Genomic DNA, 21,662 nt, shown 5'->3' with positions numbered 1-21,662 from the left:
CCGGCGATCCGTTGGTGGTGTAGGGACGGTTGATACCGCGAACAAAGTAACACCGATTGTTAATTTTATAACGTGCGGGCTCAAGCCCCGTGTTTCCACTGATGACAGGAATCGCTCCATGACTTCACTCGACCCCGCTGCACTGGCCCAAACCATCGATCACACTTTGCTGGCAGCCGATGCCAGCCGCGAGCAGATCGCCACACTGTGCGCAGAGGCCCGCGAGCATGGCTTCTATTCGGTATGCGTGAATTCGAGCCAAGTGCCTTTCGCGGCGCAGCGCCTGGCAGGCTCTGCGGTCAAGGTCTGCGCAGTAGTGGGCTTTCCGCTGGGCGCGGGGTTGAGCGCTGCCAAGGCTTCGGAAACGACGCTGACCATCGCAGCCGGTGCGCAGGAAGTCGACATGGTGTTGAACATCGGCTGGCTCAAGGACGGCCTGTACACCGACGTTCGCGATGACATCGCCGCCGTACTGAAGGCCTGCGGCAAGGTGCCACTCAAAGTGATCCTGGAAACCTGCCTGCTCGACGAGGCGCAGAAGGTGCGTGCGTGCGAGATCTGCCGCGAATTGGGCGTTGCCTTCGTCAAGACCTCCACCGGTTTCAGCCGCAGCGGCGCCACCCTTGAAGACGTCGCCCTGATGCGTCGGGTGGTCGGCCCGGATATCGGTGTCAAGGCATCGGGCGGCGTGCGCGACGTAGCCACGGCCAAGGCCATGATCGAAGCAGGCGCTACCCGCCTGGGCACCAGCTCGGGGATCGCCATCGTCACCGGCAGCCACGCGGGCACCGGCTACTGAGTCCACGCGCGATTGAGGAATGTTTTTCACCAGTGTCGATCCAAAAGGTCGGAAACAGGCATCAGGCTGGCCGTTAGACTGATGCCATCTCTTGAATCTTGGACAGACACTATGAATGTACGAAATCAGGACACTCAATCGCACGACCTGGCTGACCATGACGCGTTCAGCCGTACCTTCCAGCCGGGCCAGTTGAGCATCGGCTTCATTGCGCCTGCCTGTGGCTATCCGGACAGCCCGTTCCCGAGCCTGTCGGACCAGGCCGAGATCGTGCAGAGCCTGGATCGCAGCGACGCCGCTGCGTTGTGGTTGCGCGACGTGCCCTTCTACGACCCCTCGTTCGGCGACACGGGCCAGGTGCTCGACCCGCTGGTGTACGCCGGTTGGCTGGCCGCGCTCACCCAACGCATCGCGATCGGCACCGCCGGGTTCGTAACGCCCCTGCGAGAACCGGTGATCACCGCCAAGCAGATCACCACCGCCGATCAGCTGTTGGGCGGACGCTTTCTGGCCGGCATGGCCTCCGGTGACCGACCCACCGAATACCCGGCGTTCGGAGTCGACTTCGGCACGCGTGTGGAGCGCTATCGCGAAGCGGTGGCTTTGATCAAGACCCTGACCTCAGTGTCGTTCCCGCGTTTGAAAACAGAGCATTTCGGTCATTTGCGCGGCGACATCGACCTGGTACCCAAAGCAGCGGCTTCGCGCATCCCCATCATTGCCATAGGCCGCGCCGGGCAAAGCCTCGAATGGCTGGCCGAACACGTCGATGCCTGGATCTGGCACGGCGACGCCCAACGGATGCCGGAAGTGGTGCCGCACTGGCGTGAAATGACTGCATCGCGGGGTTTCGTGCCGTTCGGCTATGGGGCGATGTTCGACCTGGACGTGGACGCCGATGCCCCCCTGCAGACCGGTCGCGTCCTGCGCGGCGGCAGGAACGCTCTGAAAAAGTTTTTCGCCGACCAGCGCGAGGCGGGCATCAACCATGTCGCCCTGAACCTCAAACCGACACGGCGCCCGGCGTTGGAAGTGATCGCCGAATTGCAGGAGTATCTCCTGCCCGAGTTTGCCGTTGCATAGGGCCGATCAAGCCCTTATGCAGTGTTGGCGCTCTTGCAGCACAGGGAGTCAGGGCTAGACCCTGTCCCTGCGCATCTGCGAAACCAGAGTAAAGCGGTCCTGGGGATGCGTGGTTTCCGAAACCACCATCACCGCCCCTTCCCGGTCCCGGTATTGACGAAGGATATTCAGGCCGGGTGAGCCGACTTCGGCATTGAGGCTTTTCGAAACTTCAGCCGAAAGCAGCACTGCACGAACGTGCTGATCGACAACGTCGATGTACCGACCGAAATGCTGTTCGATCAGGGCTGCGATCAACTCGTCGGGATGCTGTTCGGCCAATTCGACCACGCCAGCGTAGATTTCCTGCGCGTAGACGTCAGTCCAGCACAGGGGCGCGCGTGGATTGTTCTGATCGACGCGGATGCTGGAGACCCGAAAGTAGTGCTCCCCGGGTGTCAGTCCCAACCGCTTGGCCAAGGCAATGTCGGCTACGAAATGCAGGACGTTCTGAATGCGGCGCACCTGGGTTTCGGCTAGATGGACCAGGTCTGACACCGAGGCCAGTGACTGCGAGTATCCCCCGATGGGCGTGGCCGACTCGACCCGTGTGCCCACCCGCTTGCGCCGCGAAACCAACCCCTGATTCTGCAGTTGGGTAATCGCGGCGCGCACGGTGTGGCGGCTCACGGCGTACAGGTCACACAGCTCCAGCTCGGTAGGCAGCAGTGTGCCTACGGGAAACCGCCCGCTGGAAATTCCTTCCATCAAGTCCTTCGCAACCACTTCATAGCGCGCTTGGCTCATACCTTCCATCAGTCTCAGGCGATCAACGAGTTGACAGTGTATCAGCGCGTACGCAATTATTATGTACGTACATATTAATATGTACGGTAAATAACAAACATAATAGGATCACTTCATGTCCAGCACCGTCTTTGACTCCGTCCTTTTCCGCGACATGTTCGGCACGGCCGAAATGCGTGGCGTGTTTTCCGACCAGGCGCTGATCGAGCGCTACATCGAGGTGGAAGTGGGATTGGCGCGCGCTCAGGCTCGCTGTGGTGTCATCCCGAGCGAAGCCGCCGAACGGATTGCCGAATGCTCCACCTACTCATCCCTTGACCTGGCACTGATGCAACATGAAACCGAAATCGTCGGCTACCCGATTTTGCCTCTGGTCGAACAACTGTCGAAAACCTGCGGCGATGCGGGGCGCTACGTGCATTGGGGTGCTACGACCCAGGACATCATGGACACAGCCGTGGTGCTGCAGATCCGCGCCGCGCTGGTGCTGATCGAACGCGATATCAAAGCCGTACGGGGCTTGCTCGCCGACCTCGCCATGCGCTACCGCGATACCCCCATGGCGGGCCGTACCCACCTGCAGCACGCGCTGCCCATCACCTTCGGCTATAAATGCGCCGTCTGGTTGAGCATGTTCGACCGCCACGCCGAGCGTCTGGTGGAACTGCGTCCGCGGGTGGAAATCGGTCAGTTCGCAGGCGCGGCTGGCACCCTGGCTTCATTGGGCGACAAGGGTCTGGAGGTGCAGGAGGCGTTGATGGCGGAGTTGGGCCTGGGCGTCCCGCAGGCCACTTGGCACGTCGCCCGGGACGGTCTGGCGGAAACCCTGAACTTCCTCGGCCTGGTCACGGCCTCTCTGGGCAAGGTTGCCTTGGACGTCATGATGATGATGACCAGTGAGCTGGGTGAGGTGTACGAACCTTTCGTCAAGGGACGTGGTGCCAGCAGCACCATGCCGCAGAAACGCAACCCGATTTCCTGCGAGTTGATGTACGCAGCCGCCAAGGGTGTCCGTCAGCATGCAGGGCTGATGCTCGACGCAATGATTCAGGACTTCGAGCGTTCTACTGGCCCCTGGCAGGCCGAATGGATCGCCATCCCCGAAGCTTTCGCCCTGAGCGCCGCCTCGCTGGGTCAGGCCAAGTTCATGCTCGCGGGCCTGGAAGTTCGCCCCGAGCGCATGCGCAAAAACCTGGACATGACCCAAGGGCTGATCGTGGCCGAAGCCGTGATGATGGGCCTCGCCCCTGCCTTGGGTCGACAGGTGGCACACGATGTGGTCTACGCCGCCTGCCGCATGGCCAACGACGAAGGCACCAGCCTGCTCGACGCGTTGCTCGCCCAGGGCGAAGCCACGGCTGAGCTTGACATCGAAGAGCTCAAGCGACTGACCGACCCTTCCAACTATCTCGGCCTGGCACCGCAGATGGTCGATATCGCCCTAGCGCGTGAGGGCAGCGTCAAGCGTTGATTTTGCCCAGGCTCGCCGCGAGCGAGCCCTACTGCCTACTGCTCGCCTATAACAACAACGAGACCGCAGACATGACGACCCTCAACAAGAAGCCGTTCTACAAAGACCTGACCTTTCAGGTCATCGCCGCCATGGTGCTGGGCATTGCCTTCGGCTTCCTGGCGCCGGAGCTGGCGGCCAAATTCAAGATTCTCGGGGACATCTTCCTCAAATTGATCAAGACCGCCGTCGCCCCGCTGGTGTTCTTCACCGTGGTGCACGGCATAGCTTCGGCGGGTGATATAAAACGGGTTGGCAAAGTCGGCCTGCGTGCGTTGATCTACTTCGAGATCGTCTCCACCATTGCCTTGGCCATCGGCTTGCTCTGGGGCAATCTGCTGAACATCGGCTCGGGCATGCACGATGCGCATCCGAGCAGTGCCACCGCCGCCGCTGCCTCGGCTGCAGTCGCCAAAGGTCACGCGCCGGCCTCGACCATGGACTTCATCTACGGGATCTTCCCCGACAACTTCGTTGGCGCCTTCGCGGGCGGGCAGTTGCTGCAAGTGCTGGTCATTTCGGTATTGTTCGGCTTTGCCCTGCTGGCGCTCAAGCCCGAACGTCGCAGTGTCATCGAGGATGGACTGAGCCGCATCTCCGAATGCTTCTTCGAGTTCATCAATCTGATCATGAAGTTCGCCCCTCTGGGCGCTTTTGGCTCGGTGGCCTATGCCGTAGGCAGCAACGGGGCGGCCGTACTGATGTCACTCGCCAACCTGGTACTGATGTTCTATGTCTGCATCGCGTTCTTCATCTTCATCGTACTGGGCATCGTCTGCCGAATTTCCGGGTTCAGCCTGTGGCGGTTCCTCAAGTACATCAAAGATGAGATTTTCATCGTACTGGGCACTGCCTCTTCCGAAAGTGCGCTGCCGCGTCTTTTGCAGAAGCTCGAGAAGTTCGGTTGCTCCAAGCAAAGTGTGGGCCTGGTGTTGCCTACCGGTTATGCCTTCAACCTGGATGGCACTTCCATCTACATGTCCCTGTGCGTGCTGTTCATCGCCAACGCCTATGGCGTTCCTCTGAGCTGGGAACAGCAACTGGGCATCATCGCGATCATGCTGGTGACGTCGAAAGGTGCTGCGGCGGTGTCCGGCGGCAGCTTCGTGGTTTTCGCGGCCACGGTCACCGCCATCGGCTCGCTGCCCGTGGAAGGGCTTGCGTTGCTGTTCGGGGTGTACCGCTTCATGTCCATGGCCATCGCCACCTGCAACACCATTGGCAATAGCGTAGCGACGGTGGTGGTTTCGAAGTGGTCCGGCGAGTTCACCGAGCACACTGCGCAGGCGGAGTACCACCGTGTGTTGGGGCGCGACCTGCAAGCCGCGCTTTAACGTTGTATCCAGCTCCGGCAGCCCTCAGCCATCCACTGCGAGTGGCCACTCCTGCACACACAGCCGGTTCTTGCCACCGCGCTTGGCCCGATACAGCGCCTCGTCCGTGGCCTTGATCCAGTCACGCTCGCTGGCATATTGGTGTGAGTAAGGCACCAGTCCGATACTCAGCGTCACCTGAACGGGCACGGTGACGTCGGCCCATTCGGCAAATCGCTGGCGAATCTCGTCCAGCTGCCGGTACGCTTCGTCGACGCCTGCATCCAACAACAGCAAGCAGAACTCGTCCCCGCCGTAGCGACCCGGCACGGCGGAGGTTCCCAGCCCCGAGCGCAGCAGATTTGCCAGGCGACCAATGATGGCGTCGCCCACCAGATGACCGTGTTCGTCGTTGATGCGCTTGAAGTTGTCGATGTCTATCAAGGCCAGCATCGCCACCACCTCGCCTCTTCTGCAGCGAGGGAAGATCTCGTCAAGCTTTTCCCTCCACGATGCGTGGTGCAACAGCCGGGTCATGCCGTCCAGCTTGCTGATGAGCTTGAAGGCTTTCTTGTGCACTGCCAGCTGCACGGAAACAGCGTAGCTGGCACGGGCCACGATCAACGGGTAGATGACCAACATCGGCAAGCAGGTCAGTTGCTGGAATGCACTGGTTGCCAGTGACAGTTCAAAACCCTTGAGGCTCAGCATGAGCAGCAGGCCCAAGGCCTGCAGCGCGACGCTGGTTCTGAACAGACGCCACCCGCCTGCGGCCATCGCGTTCATGGCGACCATGGCCAGCAGGAGAACCGAGGGCAGCAGATTCAGCGCCATCAGCCCCGCCCAGCATCCAGCGAACAAGCTGTCCAAGGCCAGGCTGCGCAATTCGACGGCGAAAGGATTCAATGCTCTGCGTGCGAGCAGATAGGCAACGGTCGGCCAGGCCATGAGGTTGGCCAGCATCGCTGCCCATACCCATGCCGGCGTGCCGGGATCGACCCACAGCACTGCGCTGATGAACACAGCGCTCAACAGGCAGCCTACCGAACGGGGTCGGTAGATACGACGCGCAAATTCTATCCCCAACTCACGGCGACTGAGTGGCATTCCAAGGCTCTCCGGCTCTGCTATCAATGTGCCCTGTCAGAGCTCGGAAGTGCCGTGGGGCCGCTGGGGACGGTGCGTCGAGCGGCATGGCACTTTGGCATCGATTTTATAGCAAGCCGCAGATACAGTCAGCAGTTCATCGCTGCAACAATGCCATTGGCCGATGAACGCCGGGGATGGGTGTCATTCTCCGTGGCCGTACTCCGCATCGCTGACCTGCTCGAGCCATTCCACCACCTCGCCGTCCTGAGCTTCGGCAATGGCAATATGACTCATACCGGTATCGGGCCTTGCTCCATGCCAGTGTTTGACCTGCGGAGGAATCCACACCGTATCGCCTGGACGAATCAATTGCCGGGCCTGGCCCTCTTGCTGCACGTAGCCCGCGCCGGCGGTCACGATCAGCGTCTGGCCCAGGGGATGGGTGTGCCAGGCCGTACGTGCGCCCGGTTCGAAGGTTACGGTAGCGCCGCCGATACGCGCGCCGTCGGTGCCTTTGAAGGGTGCATCGACCCGCACCTGGCCAGTGAAATACTCGGCAGGCCCGACAGCCGAAGGCTGTGAGCCGGCAGGCGTGACGACGACATTCATGGGTTGTGCTCCTTCGCTTTCGGATGTCAACAGGGACAGCGAGAGTGCTGCGGCTGCAAGTGCTTTCATCTGGCGTTCTCCTGTGGTTCATGTGAGAACTTTCAATCTATCAGGTAGATATCCATCCGATTAGCCACTGAAACCTGCATGGATCAGTGAGCAGGACTCATCAATGTCGCGCGAAAACGCCGCCAGGCTGCCCGCCTGCCTCGGGGTGGTCTGGGACCGCTGCTTCAGCAACGACTCCGGCCAGGTCAGCGTTGCGTGCCGCCCAGGCAATACGTTCAGAGCTTGAAGCGGACCCGAATGGTGCTCGTCTTCGCGGACCGATCGACCGCGATGGCTTCCTTGCCAAACCCCGAGTAGCTTTTCACCAATCTCATGCCAAGGCCCGTTCCATTGGGCTTTGGATAGGATTCGGGAAAGCCGTCACCTTCGTCTGCAACGGTAACTACCGCGTGGTCTGCGGCATGGATGACACTGACTTGAATGGTCCCCTTGCCATACTTCAAGGCATTGGTCACCAACTCGGAAATGACCAGTCCCAAAGGCGCCATTCTTTCGGGTGACAGTGCGAACGCGTCGACCTGCAGGTCGATGTTGCGATCGCCAAACGCCTTGCCGATGTCGCCCAACAGTGCTTGAAGATAATCGGCCGCACAAACGGCCTGGGATTGGGAAGTCTGGTACAAACGCTCGTGCACCGTCGCGATCGTGAGGACTCTTCCCGCGGCCGTTTCCAACTGGATCTTCACCGCTTCCTCGACAGCCAGGTTGGCTTGCAGAAGCAACAGCGTGTTCACAAGGTGAAGGCTGTTCTTGACCCGATGGTGTATCTCTTCCAGGTGAAGGTCACTGTTGGTCAGTTTGGTATTCTGTATTTCGATCAACGACGCCAGGCTGGCCTCATGGTTGTGTCGCTCGGTAATGTCCCGCGACACAGCGATGATTTTTTCTATATCACCACGTTTGCCAAAGATTGGTGCTGCGGTCACATCCCACCAGCGTGGGTCACCCTTGGCGGTCGGGCAAAACGACTCGAAGCGCACCGACTCACCGCTTGCCGCACGGTTCACCGCATTGACGACCGTGGATTTGGATTCTTCTGGCCAGAGCTGAGCCCACGGCTTGCCAAACACGTTGTCCAGGCTGTCGACTTCCATCTGGCACAGACCGGTCTCGTTGAAAAATTCGATTTCACCTGCGGCCGAAAGAATCTTCACGCAGTCGGGGCTGGCATTGAGCACGCTCTCCGAATACAGATGCGGTCCGTTGGACTCGGCGTCGATCCCGATACGCTCCACCGCCATGGAGATCACGTTCGCGATGCCCTCCATGAATACCAGGTCGCTTTCGATGAAATCATCACCGTCTCGACTGTCGGCTTCCAGCACCCCGTAGGGCGAAGAAATGCCGCGGATAGGGACGTTGATGGCCCGCTCGATCTGATACGCCTTCATCAAAGCCGGAGTTCTGAACCGGTGTTCTGCACTCAAATGGTTGGAAATGACTGGCCGATTGGTAGAGAACGCGTATCCAGCCGGGCTGGCTTCGTCCGCACCCACGGTTGCGCTGCCGATATCGGACTCAGCCCACCCTACCCCGTGCGAAAGAATGAATTGGTCGCTATCGGGTATGGGGCGCAAGACTTTGGCGAAGCGCGTATCCATCCCAACGGCGACAGCCTCGCAGGCCTGCGTCAGCAGCTCGTCCACATTGGACAGGCGAAGGGACTTGACGCCGAACTCGACGACCAGCTCGTGTTGCTTGCGAAGTCGGGCATGGGAAATCTGGAGAGCTGCACGAATGGTCTCGGCAGGCGGCATCTCTTGCATACAAAATCCGGTAGTGACTGGGTTGCAGGAAGGCAAGGGATCGGAGCCCTTCTTGGGGACCATCGGTCAATCTCTCCATGGCCCAGCTCGGCGATGAGGTGTGCTGACTGCCCTGGAAAAATCAGCCGGACCATTGTGCCACCGCTCGAAGCACAGATGAATCGGTCTCGGGTGTTAAATACTGCCGATGATCAGCCAATAGTGAATCGCGGTTAACAAATCTGGGGCGCGATGAGCTGAACCTTGCTTACCGCCAGATTACTAATCATCATCACGAATTACACAGTTCAGTCCCCAGGCCATCGACGGCGGTTCAAGTCGAGCTGAGGTGATCAGCACTTCAGCAGGAGCCTGTTCAAGCGATGCCTACAATCGATGGTTTCGGCGATCCGTATGCTTTCCTTTCGGGTGGCGGCGAGATGGGCCAGCGCATGCGCGCTCACGACTGGGCCGCCACCTCCCTGGGCCCCCTGGCCGATTGGCCGCAGTCGCTCAAGACGATGGTCTCGACCTGTTTGAACTCGCCAGTACTGGCTACCGTGCTGTGGGGCCCGGACCTGATCATGCTCTACAACGATGCCTACATCCCTTCGTTGGCCGATCGCCACCCCAATGCCATGGCAACGCCGGTCGCGCACGTCTGGGGTTCGGCGTGGGAGCAGGTATGCGCCCCGTTCCATCATTGCCAACGCACGGGCGAAGGCTTCTCGCAAGCCGAAGTCGAACTGCCGATGATCCGGCGAGGCAAGTCCGAGACGACGTATTGGAACTTCAGTGCTGCGCCGATTCGTGGCGAGAACGGCCTTATCGTGGGCCTGTTCAACCAGGGCACGGAGATCACTGAAGCCATTCGCCAGGAACGCGAGCGAGCGCGTATCGAAGCACAGTTGCAGACCCTGAACGAAACCCTGGAGCAGCAAGTCCAGCAGCGCACCCTGGAACTCAACCAGCTCTGGCATACCTCTCCCGATTTGCTCCTGGTGATCGACTTCCACGGGGTGTTTCTTCGGGTGAACCCGTCCTGGACGGCCTTGCTGGGTTATTTACCCGACGAACTGGTCGGCCATCACGTCAACGAATTCGTGGTCGAAGATGACCATGACGACACGGTTGACGCCTATGTACTCGCCGCTGAAGGCGGAATGCCTCGGGTGGTGAACCGATACCGACACAAGGATGGATCGTTGCGTTGGTTTTCCTGGGTGGCTGCGCCGGCCGGCGACGTTACCTATGCAACCGGGCGCGACGTCACCCTGGAAAAGCAGCAGGCGCAAGCGCTGACACGAGCCGAAGAAGCATTGCGCCAATCCCAGAAGCTGGAGGCCATCGGGCAACTCACTGGTGGCGTCGCACATGACTTCAATAACCTGCTCACGGTGATCAAGTCCTCGGTGGACATGCTCAAGAAGCCTGACTTGCCCGACACCCGCCGCCAGCGCTATGTAGGCGCTATTTCCGATACGGTAGACAGGGCGGCCAAGCTGACCTCACAACTGCTCTCCTTCGCCAGACGCCAAGCGCTCAAGCCCGAAGTGTTCGCCGCCTGCAATACCGTCAGATCACTGTCCGGCATGATCGAGACGCTGACGGGTTCCCTGATCCAGATCGTCACGCAGCTGCCGGAAGATCCCTGTTTCGTGAGGGCAGACGTCAGCCAGTACGAGACCGCCCTGATCAACATGGTCGTCAATGCAAGGGACGCCATGGGCGGTGAAGGCCAGCTTGCGATAAGGGTTCAGACGATCGAACGGATTCCAGCCCTGCAGGGGCAGGCAGCAATCGACGGACCGTACGTGCAGGTGTCGATCATCGACACGGGTGTCGGTATTCCTCAGGATCAACTTGCCAAGGTGTTCGAACCCTTTTTCACCACCAAGCGCCCAGGTCAAGGTACCGGCCTGGGCCTGTCTCAAGTCTTCGGGTTTGCGAAACAGTCGGGGGGCGAGGTCACGGTGCAGAGCTCGACAGAGCATGGAAGCACCTTCAACCTTTACCTGCCCAAAGTAGAGGCGCCTGCACCAGCGGTTTCGCAGGAAGAGGAAGAAGCGCTGGTATACGGCCATGGCACCTGTGTGTTGGTGGTCGAAGACAACGTCCAGGTTGGCAATGTCGCTGTGCAGTCCTTGATAGATCGGGGTTACTTTCCAGTACTGGCCAACAACGCAGAGCAAGCCCTTGCAGAACTGGCCGCAGACGCAGATCGCTTCGATGTGGTGTTTTCCGATGTCATGATGCCGGGAATGAACGGGATCGATCTTGCGCGGAAAATCCGCGAAGAGCACCACGACCTTCCCGTACTACTCACATCGGGGTATAGCCATGCCCTGGCAGAGAACGGCACCTTCGGTTTTGAACTGCTGCATAAACCCTACTCGATCGAGCAGTTATCGCGGCGCTTGTGCAAGGTTGCCAACTGCAAGCGGCGTCAGCGGATACTTGGAACCTGATACCCGCCCTGGCCATGGGCTCTGGCCAGCAGCGTTTCACCTTTCCTTCGGCTCGATCATCCAATCGCGGGCCCGATGCGCAAAAAAAAGGCTGCGATTTCTCTTCACAGCTTTTTTCTCGGTGTTCATGGAGCTTTGCGGTTCGCGGTCGATACCCCTTTGAGAGGCATACATCCAATCCGAGGGTAACGACGTGTTCAATTCAGCGCTGAAACGTAGGTTGCAATCCCAGGACGCTGAAATCATCAAACACCAAGGATTGGTGAATGCACTGGATCGCTCGATGGCAATCGTCGAGCTGGGTCTGGACGGTAAGGTCATTCGCGCCAACGAAAACTTCTTGCGGATCATGGGCTATCGCGCCGAGCGAATCGTCGGCGTGGCGCATGCGGATCTGTGTCCGACCGCTCTGGTCCGCAGTCCTGCCTACACGGAGTTGTGGGGCCGTCTTCGAGCCGGGGAATTCGTTTCCGGCACCTTCCAGCGGGTCGGCGGGGACGGGCGAAAGGTGTGGCTGGAGGCCAGCTACAGCCCCGTGCTGGATGAGCAGGGCAAAGTTTGCAAGGTGGTCAAGTTCGCGTTGGATGTCACCCAGAAGGTGCTCCAGGATGCCGAGGCCAACAGCAAGCTCAATGCCCTGGATCGGGCGATGGCGGTCATCGAGTTCGACCTTAACGGCAACATCCTTCAGACCAACCAGAACTTCCTGAATACCATGGGCTATGCCCAGGCGGATCTGAAGGGCAAGCACCACCGCATGTTCTGTGAGGCCGACCTGGTCGGCAGCAGCGAATACAGCGATTTCTGGAAACGACTCAACTCCGGAGAAGTCTTCAGTGGCCAATTCAAACGCATCGGCAAGCACGGCCGAACGTTGTGGCTGGAAGCGACCTACAATCCCGTCTTCGACGCGGATGGCACCCTGACCAAGATCGTCAAGTTCGCCAGCGACATCACCGAGCGTGTGGAGAAGTTCGAGGAAGACTCGCGCAGCGCGTCACGCGCCTACCATATCTCGGCCGAAACCGAGAAAGTCGCCGAGCAGGGCGCCGAAGTCATTCAGCAAACGGCGGTGGAAATGCGCCTGATTGCCAACCATATCGAGTCCTCGGCGCGCCTTGTGGGTCAACTGGGAGAGCGCTCGGAGCAGATCACGGCAATCGTCAACACCATCCGCAGCATCGCCGACCAGACCAACCTTCTGGCACTCAACGCCGCCATCGAAGCGGCGCGCGCAGGCGACCAGGGTCGTGGCTTTGCGGTGGTAGCCGACGAAGTCCGGCAACTGGCCGGGCGTACCAGTCGATCGACCAGCGAGATCGCTGAAATGATCGGCAAGATCCTGGCTGAAACCCGGGACGCGGTCACCAGTATCAATTCCACCCATGAAGGTGCACAACGAGGCGTGTTGCTGGCCGAGCAAGCCGGCTCGGTGATCCTGCAAATCCGTACGGGAACCAGCGATGCCGTGGAAGCGGTCAGCATGTTCGCATCCAAGCTGGATGAGTCGGAGGTGATTCCGAAGACGGCCGTTGGCTGGATGGGCTGATTCACATAAACACATTCGAATGTGTTAATGTGTGGCCACTTTCAGTAGCCCTACGGAATCACCATGACCGACGCCAGCTTGTTCACCCCCCTCACACTCGGTGGCCTGACCCTCAAGAACCGCATTGCCCTCTCCCCTCTGACGCGGTCGCGGAGCAGCCAGCCGGGCGACGTCCCCAATGCCTTGATGAGCACCTACTACCGACAACGTGCCGGTGCGGGGTTCATGATCACCGAAGGCACGCAGATCGAGCCGCGCGGCCAGGGTTACGCCTGGACGCCGGGTATCTACAGCCAGGAGCAGATCGCTGGCTGGCAGCAGGTCACTCGCGCCGTACACGAGGAAGGCGGCGTGATCTTCTGCCAGCTCTGGCACGTCGGGCGGGTGTCCCATAACAGCCTGCAGCCTGACAACCAGCCACCTGTAGCCCCGTCGGCCATTGCAGCAACGGCAGTGAAAGTGTTCATCGAGACCGGCCCTGAAACGGGCGAGCTGGCAGATCCCAGCCTGCCTCGCGCACTGTCCACGGCAGAGGTCAAAGCGCTGGTGGAGTTGTACCGCGTGGCCGCCGTGAACGCGAAGCAAGCAGGCTTCGACGGCGTCGAACTGCATTCGGCCAATGGCTATCTGCTCAATCAGTTCCTGTCCGAACATACCAACCAGCGCACCGACGAATACGGCGGCTCCCTCGAAAACCGCCTGCGCTTTCTGCGTGAAGTGACCGAAGCGGTGATCTCGGTGTTCGGCCGCGAGCGTGTCGGCGTGCGTTTCGCACCGCTGTTCGAGACTACCGAGGAGGCGCGTGTCTACCTGGGCCTGGTGGAAAGCGACCCTCATGCCACCTACGTTCAGGCGGCGGCGATGTTGAATGGATTGGGCATTGGTTACCTGTCCATTGCCGAAGCCGACTGGGACAATGCTCCGGAGTTGCCTGTGAGCTTCCGCCAGGCACTGCGCGAAACCTTCGACAATCCGATCATGTATTCCGGCTGCTACACCCGGGAAAAAGCCGAACGGGTGCTCGCTGACGGTCATGGCGATCTGTTCGGATTCGGCCGCACGTTCATCGCCAACCCGGATTTGCCCAAGCGCTTCGCGCACGGCGCACCCCTCAATCCGGTCGACCACGCAACGCTCTACGGCGGTGGAGAACGGGGTTACATCGACTATCCGTTCATGACCCCTTAAAATAGACGCTTTCGGGCGGGTTCACTCTCGGCCATCACAGGGTCAGGCATCCACATGACGGCGTTGAACGAAGCACTGAAGGTTCTATCAAGCCCTACCCGGCGAGCCGTCCTGACCTGGCTCAAGGATCCTCATCGGTCGTTCGCAGGCTACAGCCAGCTGTACGATTTCAGTGTGCACGGCGTCTGCGCCAGCCTTATTCAGGACAAGGCCGGGCTGTCGCAGCCGGCCACCTCCATCTGCCTCAAAGCCTTGCTTGATCAGGGTTTCGTCGAGGCCAGCAAGGTGGGCAAATGGACCTACTACAGGCGCAACGAAGAACGAATCCAGGCGGCAATGTCCGGGCTGCTTACAGACCTAGCGGTGGACATCACTATTCCACAAGGCTCCTGACTGGCAGGCGCCTTGAGCATCAGTGACCGATAACGACCTCGCCCGAGATCCGGCCGCCCTTGGTAAAACCATGCACCCTCGCCCGTGAGGCGATTCCCAGGCTGATCAAAACCACCGCTAGTAATACCCAGGGAAACCAGCCCACCCCCCAGTGGCCGAGCAAGAAACCACCTAGCAACCCACCGCCTGCAATCGCACTGTTCCACACCACCACATTCATCGACAGCGCAACGTCTGCGCCCCTGCCTGCGGAGTCGGCCAGTGCCGTCTGCAACAGAGTGGCGGCGCCGCCAAAGGTCAGCCCCCAGATCGCCACGCCCAGATAAATGGCGGTCGCCGAGGTCATGAACAGGCCGAGGAATACCGCAACGGCGGCAAAGCTGGCCAGACTGAAGAGGACCGCTGTGCGCAGATGACGGTCGACCAGACGCCCCGTCACCCAGATGCCCGCCAGCGCGGCGATGCCGAAGGCCAGCAGGACCAGATCGACATCGTTGGCCAACCCCGCCTTCGCTACGAAAGGTGCGATGTAGGTATAGAGGATGTTGTGTGCCAGCATCCAGGTGAACACCACACCCAGCACCGGTCGCACCCCTGGGGTGAAAAAGACCTCGTGCAACGCCAGCCGCTGGGTCGAAGACTGCCCCGGATAGTCCGGCACCTTGACCAGCACCCAGCCGATCAGCACCAGCGTCAAGACGGACATCAACGCAAACGCCATGCGCCAGCCCATGAAGCCGCCCAGCCAGGTACCCAGGGGCACGCCCAGCGACAGGGCAATCGGCGTGCCGATCATCGCCACGGCCAGCGCCCGGCCCTGCAATTGCGGCACGACCATGCGTCGCGCATACCCGGCAATCAAGCTCCAGGCCAGACCTGCCGACACACCCGCAAAGAACCTGGCGACCAAGGTCAGTACGTAATGGGACGACCAGGCAGTGATGGAATTGAACAGCAGAAACCCCGCGATCGTCAGCAGCAGGACGGTTCTGCGCCGCCAGCTCTGGGTCGCGATGGTCAACGGGATGGCCGCCAGCAACGACCCTAGGGCGTAGACGGTCACCATCTGGCCAGCCAGCGACGGCGAGATACCCAGGCCGCTGCCGATCTGCGGGAGCAGGCCAGCGGGCAGCGTCTCGGTCACGATGCAGATGAAACCGGTCATCGCCAGGGCCAATAAAGCGCCGAGCGGGAGTGTGTCGCGTTGTGTTTCATCCGTGGTCATCCGGTGTGCTCCTAGGGATTTATATATCGATCGATACAAATCTAAACAAGCCGCTCGCCGTGGTCAACCACTTATGTATCGTTTAGTATCTATGTACCAACGAAGGAGATCCGACATGGCTCAGATGGGGCGCCCTCGCACGTTCGACCGCGACGAGGCAATTACTCAGGCGATGCACCTGTTCTGGGAGCATGGCTACGACGCCACCTCGCTCAGCCAGCTCAAAGCCAGCATTGGCGGGGGTATCACCGCGCCCAGTTTCTACTCTGCCTTCGGCTCCAAGCAGGCGCTGTTCGATGAGGTGGTGGAGCGCTATCTCGGTACCCACGGCCGCGTCACTGAAAGCCTGTTCGACACCACCCTGCCCCCCAGGACGGCCATCGAACTGACCCTGCGCCGCTCGGCCAGCATGCAGTCCGAGGCCGGTCACCCAACCGGGTGCCTGGTCGCGCTGGGGCTGATGAGCGCATGTTCGGCCGAGAGCAAAATCATCTCCAAGCCGTTGGTGAACGCAAGAAATGCCAACCGCGCCGGCCTACGCGCCTGCGTCGAGCGAGGAATTAGCAGCGGTGAACTCCCGAAAACCGTGATCCCTGAAGTGCTTGCCACCGCGTTCGACAGTTTTCTGCTGGGTCTGTCGACGCTGGCTCGCGACGGTGTGACGGCGGCCACCCTGGACGCGGCGGTCGATCAGACGATGGGGCTGTGGGACAGCCTGAGCACAGGTCACGATGCCTGATCGCTGTTCGAATCGGCCCTTGATAGCGTTGCGACGAACGCCGGCCCCATGATTTGCCCTTCACGCCATTACTGAGCTTCATTCACTACTTCATCCCGCCCATCGACGTTATCGCCACTGACGTGATGCCTTAACCTTAAAGGGTGTAGGGGATCTGCTTCAGCACCTGCTGGATTCACCTGCCTCAATCCGACGTGTCCTTTGCGTGGGTCATTGTTGTTCGTGCCGACGGGCATTGCTGAAGGAGAGAGAGACTTGGATCATCTGCATCCCAAAGACGGCTTCAGGCTGTCTCGCCGTCAGGTATTGGTGGGAACGGCAGGCTCGGCCGTGTCGATGGCCCTGTCGGCAGCGCCCGTGAACGCCGTCGAGCCCGGCAAGACAGCCGCGCAGGCACCGGCGAGCTCTTCTGTGACCTTCACGTTGAACGGTCGCCGGCAGACCCTTGAGGTGGACAACCGAACCACGTTGCTGGATGTGTTGCGCGAGCGCTTGAAACTCACCGGGACCAAAAAAGGTTGCGACCATGGCCAATGCGGCGCCTGCACCGTGTTGGTGGAGGGACGCCGGATCAACGCATGCCTGAGCCTTGCAGTCATGCATGAAGGCGACAGCATCACCACCATCGAAGGCCTGTGCACGCCGGAGCGTCTGCACCCGATGCAGGCCGCCTTCATCAAGCATGACGGCTATCAATGCGGCTATTGCACGCCTGGACAGATCTGCTCGGCGGTGGCGGTGCTGGCCGAATTGAAGGCCGGCATTCCCAGTCACGTAACCCAGGACCTGATCGCGCCGGTCGTGCAGACCCCAGCCGAACTGCGTGAACGCATGAGCGGCAACATCTGCCGCTGCGGCGCCTACTCCAACATCATCGATGCCATTACCGAGGTTGCCACGGGGGAAACCGCATGAGGTCATTCACCTACGAACGTGCGACGTCGCCCGAGCAAGCCGCCACGGCAGCAGCGGCCAACCCCGCAGCGCGGTTCATTGCCGGGGGCACCAATCTGCTGGATTTGATGAAGCTGGAGATCGAAACCCCACAGCACCTGCTCGACGTCAACGGTCTGGGCTTCGATACCCTCGAGGCCACGCGCGAGGGTGGTTTGCGCATCGGCGCGCTGGTGCGCAACACCGACCTGGCTGCCGCGCCCGAAGTCAGGCGCGACTATGCCGTGCTGTCCAGGGCCCTGTTGTCGGGCGCATCCGGGCAACTGCGGAACAAGGCGACCACGGCGGGCAATCTGCTGCAGCGAACCCGCTGCTCCTACTTCTACGACACCAACCAACCCTGCAACAAACGCCGTCCCGGTACCGGTTGCTCAGCGCTGGGCGGCATGAGTCGTCAGCAAGCCGTGATCGGTGTCAGCGATGCCTGCATTGCCAGCCATCCGAGCGACATGGCGGTGGCCATGCAGGCACTGGATGCCGCGGTCGAAACCCTGAACGCCAGCGGCCAGACCCGCACGTTTCCACTCGCGCAGCTCTACAAGGCGCCCGGCGATACGCCTCACCTGGAGTACACCTTGACCCCGGGCGAATTGATCACGGCGGTCATCCTGCCCAAACCGGCAGGCGGCAGGCACATCTACTACAAGGTCCGTGACCGCGCCTCGTACGCCTTTGCCCTGATCTCGGTGGCGGCAGTGGTGCAGCCGGATCGAACGGGACGGATCGCGCTCGGAGGTGTCGCCTACAAGCCGTGGCACGACGTCGCCGCAGACGCTTTGCTGCCTCAAGGGGCGGCCGCAGTGAGCGCCCGCCTGCTCGGCGACGCCCGCCCCACGGCGCAAAACGCGTTCAAGCTGAAACTCGCCGAGCGCACGCTGGGTCTGGCACTGGCTCAAGCGTCGTCGTAACGCCGCCCATTGCCTATCGCGCTGGCCGACCGGCGAACCGAACAGGAAGATAGCCCATGAAATTCGATACGCCCGCGACGACCAATCCGATCGATCAGCTCAATGTCATCGGCCACCCCAAAGACCGCATCGATGGCAAGCTCAAGACCACTGGCACCGCCACCTACGCCTATGAGCAGAATGCGGCAGTCAGCAACCCTGCCTATGGTTACGTGGTCGGGGCGGCGATCAGCAAGGGGCGCATTTCGTCGATCGACTCGGAGCAAGCCAGGCAGGCATCGGGCGTGATCGCTATCGTCACCCATGCAAATGCCGGCAAGCTGGACAAGGGCGAGTTCTATGTCAGCCGGGCGCTGGGCGGCCCCCAGGTGGATCACTATCACCAGGCCGTGGCCATCGTGGTGGCCGAAACCTTCGAGCAGGCTCGCGCGGCGTCTGCACTGCTGCGCATCTATTATGTTCGAGAGCCTGGACAGTTCGACCTGAAAGCACAGAAAGACGCGGCGCAAACGCCGCCGCCCGCCGCCTTCGGTCCCCCCGCGCAGACCGACGTCGGCGATTTCGACGGCGCGTTCCAACGTGCAGCGGTGCAACTCGACGAAACCTACAGCACCCCGGATCAGGCTCACGCCATGATGGAACCCCATGCCACCATCGCTCAATGGCAAGGCGATCAGCTGACCCTCTGGACGTCGATCCAGCAATTGAACTGGGGCGTTCGCGACTTGGCCAAGACGCTCGGCATCGCCAAGGAGCAGGTCCATCTGATCTCGCCCTATATCGGCGGCGGTTTCGGCGGCAAGGGGACGATCCTGTGCGACGCGGTGCTGGCGTCGCTCGCGGCCCGAGAGGCCCGACGCCCGGTCAAGGTCGCCCTGCCCCGGCCGCTGATGTTCAACAATCTGACCCACCGCCCGGCCACCCTGCAGCGTATACGCATCGGTACGGACAGCAATGGCAGCATCACTGCCATAGGCCACGAGAGCTGGTCGGGCAATCTGCGTGGAGGCCGTACCGAACCGGCGACGGCGGCGACCCGCTCGCTGTACGCAGGCGCGAATCGTCTGACGCGCCTGAAACTGGCCGTGCTGGATCTGGCCGAGGGCAACGCCATGCGCGCGCCCGGTGAGGCGCCGGGCATGATGGCGCTGGAAATCGCCATGGATGAAATGGCCGCCAAGCTGAACATGGACCCCGTGCGGTTTCGGGTCATGAACGATACGCAGGTCGATCCCGAACAACCCACCCGACCCTTTTCCAAGCGTCAGTTGATCGAGTGCCTGACCCTCGGCGCCGAGCGTTTCGGATGGAGCAAGCGGCTGTCGGCGCCCGCTCAGGTCCTGAACGATGGCTGGTTCATCGGCATGGGGGTGGCTTCAGCCATCCGGGGCGCGCCGACGAGCAAATCCGCCGCTCGCGTACGACTCGACCGGCGAGGCCGAGTCACCGTGGAAACCGACATGACGGACATTGGCACCGGCACGTACACCATCATTGCCCAGACCGCTGCCGAAATGTTGGGGCTGGATATCGATCAGGTCGAGGTCCTTCTCGGTGATTCGCGATTCCCCGAGTCCGCCGGGTCGGGTGGCCAATGGGGGGCGGCCTCCTCCACCGCAGGTGTCTATGCCGCCTGTGTGAAGCTGCGCGAAGCCGTTGCGCAGAAACTCGGCCTGGACCCGGTGACGACCGAGTTCGTCGACGGCCAGGTGCGCGACGCCGGCGCCAGCTTTATGCTGGCCAGCGCTGCGGCGCACGGCGATATCGAGGCAGAGGATCTGATGGAATATGGCGATCTGGCCAAACGCTTCTCCCAGCAGACGTTCGGTGCGCACTTCGTCGAGGTCGGGGTGAATGCAGCCACCGGCGAGATTCGCATCCGTCGCCAATTGGCGGTGTGCGCCGCCGGCCGTATCTTGAATCCGAAAACGGCACGAAGCCAGATCATTGGCGGCATGACCATGGGCGCCGGCGCGGCGTTGATGGAGGACATGGTGGTGGACCATCGCCTGGGTTTCTTCGTGAATCACGACCTGGCGGGTTACGAGGTCCCCGTGCACGCCGACATTCCCCATCAGGAGGTCATCTTTCTTGATGAGGTCGACCCTTGCGCAACGCCGTTGAAAGCCAAGGGCGTGGGTGAGTTGGGCATCTCCGGTGCGGCCGCCGCCATCGCCAATGCCATCTACAATGCCACTGGGGTACGGGTTCGGGATTATCCGATCACGCTGGACAAGCTCATCGATCAGTTACCCGCTTCTGTATGATTGCCCTTTCAAGCGCTCCGCTGGCGGGTGATCCATGCAACTGAGTCGTGCCAACCTGGCTGACATCATCTATTTCCTGGCCATTGCCAAGCACCAGAGCTTCAGCCGTGCGAGCGTCGAAGTCGGCATCAGCGCTTCGGCGCTCAGCCATGCCATGAAAGGCCTGGAGGCGCGCCTGGGCGTTCGCCTGCTCAATCGCACCACCCGCAGCGTGACCCTTACCGCTGCCGGCGAAGAGCTGCAGGGGCTGGTCAGCCATCCACTGACCGACATCAGCAACGCCTTGGAGACCCTCAACCGGTTGCGCGACGAGCCGGCAGGTCGCATTCGTTTGAACGTCCTCAGCGATGGCGCGAAATTACTGCTCGGCCCTGTCCTGCCAGTGTTCGTGGAGCGCTATCCCGACATCGAAGTGGACCTGACCGTCACCAACCGGATGATCGATGTGATTGGCGAGGGCCACGACGCAGGCATTCGTTTCGGCGGCACGGTGCCCAGTGACATGATCGCTCAGCGATTGTCCCCGGATGTGCGCTGGAGCGTGGTGGGAACACCCTGCTATCTCGAGCGTTTCGGTGTGCCCACTCATCCCGAGCAGTTGAAAGCCCATCGGTGCCTGAAGATCCGCCTCGGCAACGCGCGGTTGTATGACTGGGAGTTCGTCAAGGACGGCCAGAAACTCGAGGTGCAGGTACCCGGCGCGATCACCATCGATGAAACCCGCGTCGGCGTTGCATTGGTCACCCGAGGAGCCGGTCTGATGTACGTACCTGAACGTGTCATCGCCAGGTACATCGAGGACGGCACCGTGCAGGAGGTCCTGAAGGACTGGGCCCACACCGATCCTGGCTTCCACATCTACTACTCGAGCTTTCGACAGGTGCCCGTTGGGCTCAGGCTGCTGATCGATCTGATCCGGGAGTTGGAGCCCATGGGACCGCTGCCCAGATGATCAGGGTGTACCAACC

18 protein-coding genes and 1 pseudogene are annotated in these 21,662 nt (G+C 61.0%); 14 read left to right on the top strand and 5 right to left on the bottom strand.

Features of this window, described 5'->3' with window-relative positions; translation table 11 throughout:
* The first annotated feature begins 118 nt into the window (after positions 1–118).
* Positions 119–799, top strand: coding sequence for a deoxyribose-phosphate aldolase (deoC, locus tag LT40_RS07995; protein ID WP_043188592.1), 681 nt, complete (start codon positions 119–121; stop codon positions 797–799).
* 111 nt (positions 800–910) lie between these two features.
* Complete coding sequence (locus LT40_RS07990) at positions 911–1,882, top strand: LLM class oxidoreductase (protein ID WP_052393329.1); 972 nt, start codon at positions 911–913, stop codon at positions 1,880–1,882.
* A gap of 54 nt (positions 1,883–1,936) precedes the next feature.
* Here the strand turns inward: LT40_RS07990 and LT40_RS07985 are convergent, their stop codons facing one another.
* Positions 1,937–2,668 (bottom strand): GntR family transcriptional regulator, encoded by a 732-nt coding sequence (locus tag LT40_RS07985; RefSeq protein ID WP_043188589.1) that lies wholly within the window; start codon positions 2,666–2,668, stop codon positions 1,937–1,939.
* A 115-nt stretch (positions 2,669–2,783) separates the two neighbouring features.
* On the opposite strand from LT40_RS07985, the gene LT40_RS07980 reads away from it, so the two are divergent.
* Entirely contained in the window at positions 2,784–4,139 is a 1,356-nt protein-coding gene (locus tag LT40_RS07980; RefSeq protein WP_043188586.1) for a class-II fumarase/aspartase family protein, read from the top strand.
* A gap of 71 nt (positions 4,140–4,210) precedes the next feature.
* Positions 4,211–5,512: a C4-dicarboxylate transporter DctA gene (gene dctA / locus LT40_RS07975; protein ID WP_043188582.1), complete on the top strand. Its 1,302-nt coding sequence runs from the start codon at positions 4,211–4,213 to the stop codon at positions 5,510–5,512.
* Positions 5,513–5,536: 24 nt separating this feature from the next.
* On the opposite strand, the gene LT40_RS07970 is transcribed toward dctA, so the two are convergent.
* The 3 genes from LT40_RS07970 to LT40_RS07960 all read right to left on the bottom strand — a co-directional run bounded on the left by LT40_RS07970 (position 5,537) and on the right by LT40_RS07960 (position 9,024).
* On the bottom strand, positions 5,537–6,598 hold the full coding sequence (locus tag LT40_RS07970) for a diguanylate cyclase (RefSeq protein WP_043188579.1): 1,062 nt from the start codon (positions 6,596–6,598) through the stop codon (positions 5,537–5,539).
* Between the two features lie 183 nt (positions 6,599–6,781).
* The gene (locus tag LT40_RS07965; RefSeq protein WP_043188576.1) at positions 6,782–7,258 is read right to left on the bottom strand and encodes a (R)-mandelonitrile lyase; all 477 of its coding nucleotides are present in this window, start codon (positions 7,256–7,258) and stop codon (positions 6,782–6,784) included.
* Positions 7,259–7,473: 215 nt separating this feature from the next.
* Entirely contained in the window at positions 7,474–9,024 is a 1,551-nt protein-coding gene (locus LT40_RS07960) for a sensor histidine kinase (RefSeq protein ID WP_043188574.1), read from the bottom strand.
* Positions 9,025–9,587: 563 nt separating this feature from the next.
* On the opposite strand from LT40_RS07960, the gene LT40_RS07955 reads away from it, so the two are divergent.
* The 5 genes and pseudogenes from LT40_RS07955 (at position 9,588) to LT40_RS07940 (ending at position 14,601) form a co-directional block, all read left to right on the top strand.
* Positions 9,588–11,471, top strand: a complete 1,884-nt coding sequence (locus LT40_RS07955; protein WP_237749289.1) for a hybrid sensor histidine kinase/response regulator — start codon at positions 9,588–9,590, stop codon at positions 11,469–11,471.
* A gap of 193 nt (positions 11,472–11,664) precedes the next feature.
* Positions 11,665–12,432: pseudogene (locus LT40_RS21990) on the top strand (PAS domain-containing protein); the annotation flags it as partial.
* 3 nt (positions 12,433–12,435) lie between these two features.
* The gene (locus LT40_RS21985) at positions 12,436–13,020 is read left to right on the top strand and encodes a methyl-accepting chemotaxis protein (RefSeq protein ID WP_237749317.1); all 585 of its coding nucleotides are present in this window, start codon (positions 12,436–12,438) and stop codon (positions 13,018–13,020) included.
* Between the two features lie 63 nt (positions 13,021–13,083).
* Positions 13,084–14,208: an alkene reductase gene (locus tag LT40_RS07945; protein ID WP_043188568.1), complete on the top strand. Its 1,125-nt coding sequence runs from the start codon at positions 13,084–13,086 to the stop codon at positions 14,206–14,208.
* 54 nt (positions 14,209–14,262) lie between these two features.
* The gene (locus LT40_RS07940) at positions 14,263–14,601 is read left to right on the top strand and encodes an ArsR/SmtB family transcription factor (RefSeq protein WP_043188564.1); all 339 of its coding nucleotides are present in this window, start codon (positions 14,263–14,265) and stop codon (positions 14,599–14,601) included.
* 19 nt (positions 14,602–14,620) lie between these two features.
* Here the strand turns inward: LT40_RS07940 and LT40_RS07935 are convergent, their stop codons facing one another.
* A complete protein-coding gene (locus tag LT40_RS07935; protein ID WP_043188561.1) occupies positions 14,621–15,826 on the bottom strand; it encodes an MFS transporter in 1,206 nt (401 codons plus the stop codon).
* Positions 15,827–15,941: 115 nt separating this feature from the next.
* Between LT40_RS07935 and LT40_RS07930 the strand changes: the two genes are divergently transcribed.
* The 5 genes from LT40_RS07930 (at position 15,942) to LT40_RS07910 (ending at position 21,646) form a co-directional block, all read left to right on the top strand.
* Positions 15,942–16,565: a TetR/AcrR family transcriptional regulator gene (locus LT40_RS07930; RefSeq protein ID WP_043188559.1), complete on the top strand. Its 624-nt coding sequence runs from the start codon at positions 15,942–15,944 to the stop codon at positions 16,563–16,565.
* 255 nt (positions 16,566–16,820) lie between these two features.
* Positions 16,821–17,480, top strand: coding sequence for an aldehyde dehydrogenase iron-sulfur subunit PaoA (gene paoA, locus LT40_RS07925; RefSeq protein ID WP_420329676.1), 660 nt, complete (start codon positions 16,821–16,823; stop codon positions 17,478–17,480).
* Complete coding sequence (locus LT40_RS07920) at positions 17,477–18,427, top strand: FAD binding domain-containing protein (protein WP_043188555.1); 951 nt, start codon at positions 17,477–17,479, stop codon at positions 18,425–18,427. The genes paoA and LT40_RS07920 overlap by 4 nt, the downstream gene beginning before the upstream one ends.
* A 56-nt stretch (positions 18,428–18,483) precedes the next feature.
* On the top strand, positions 18,484–20,694 hold the full coding sequence (gene paoC / locus LT40_RS07915; protein WP_043188551.1) for an aldehyde oxidoreductase molybdenum-binding subunit PaoC: 2,211 nt from the start codon (positions 18,484–18,486) through the stop codon (positions 20,692–20,694).
* Between the two features lie 34 nt (positions 20,695–20,728).
* Positions 20,729–21,646 (top strand): LysR family transcriptional regulator, encoded by a 918-nt coding sequence (locus tag LT40_RS07910; RefSeq protein WP_043188548.1) that lies wholly within the window; start codon positions 20,729–20,731, stop codon positions 21,644–21,646.
* The last annotated feature ends 16 nt before the right edge of the window (positions 21,647–21,662 follow it).

This window comes from Pseudomonas rhizosphaerae (genome assembly GCF_000761155.1).
In the GTDB taxonomy this organism is placed as follows: domain Bacteria; phylum Pseudomonadota; class Gammaproteobacteria; order Pseudomonadales; family Pseudomonadaceae; genus Aquipseudomonas; species Aquipseudomonas rhizosphaerae.
This window is presented reverse-complemented; position numbering and strand designations above follow the sequence as displayed.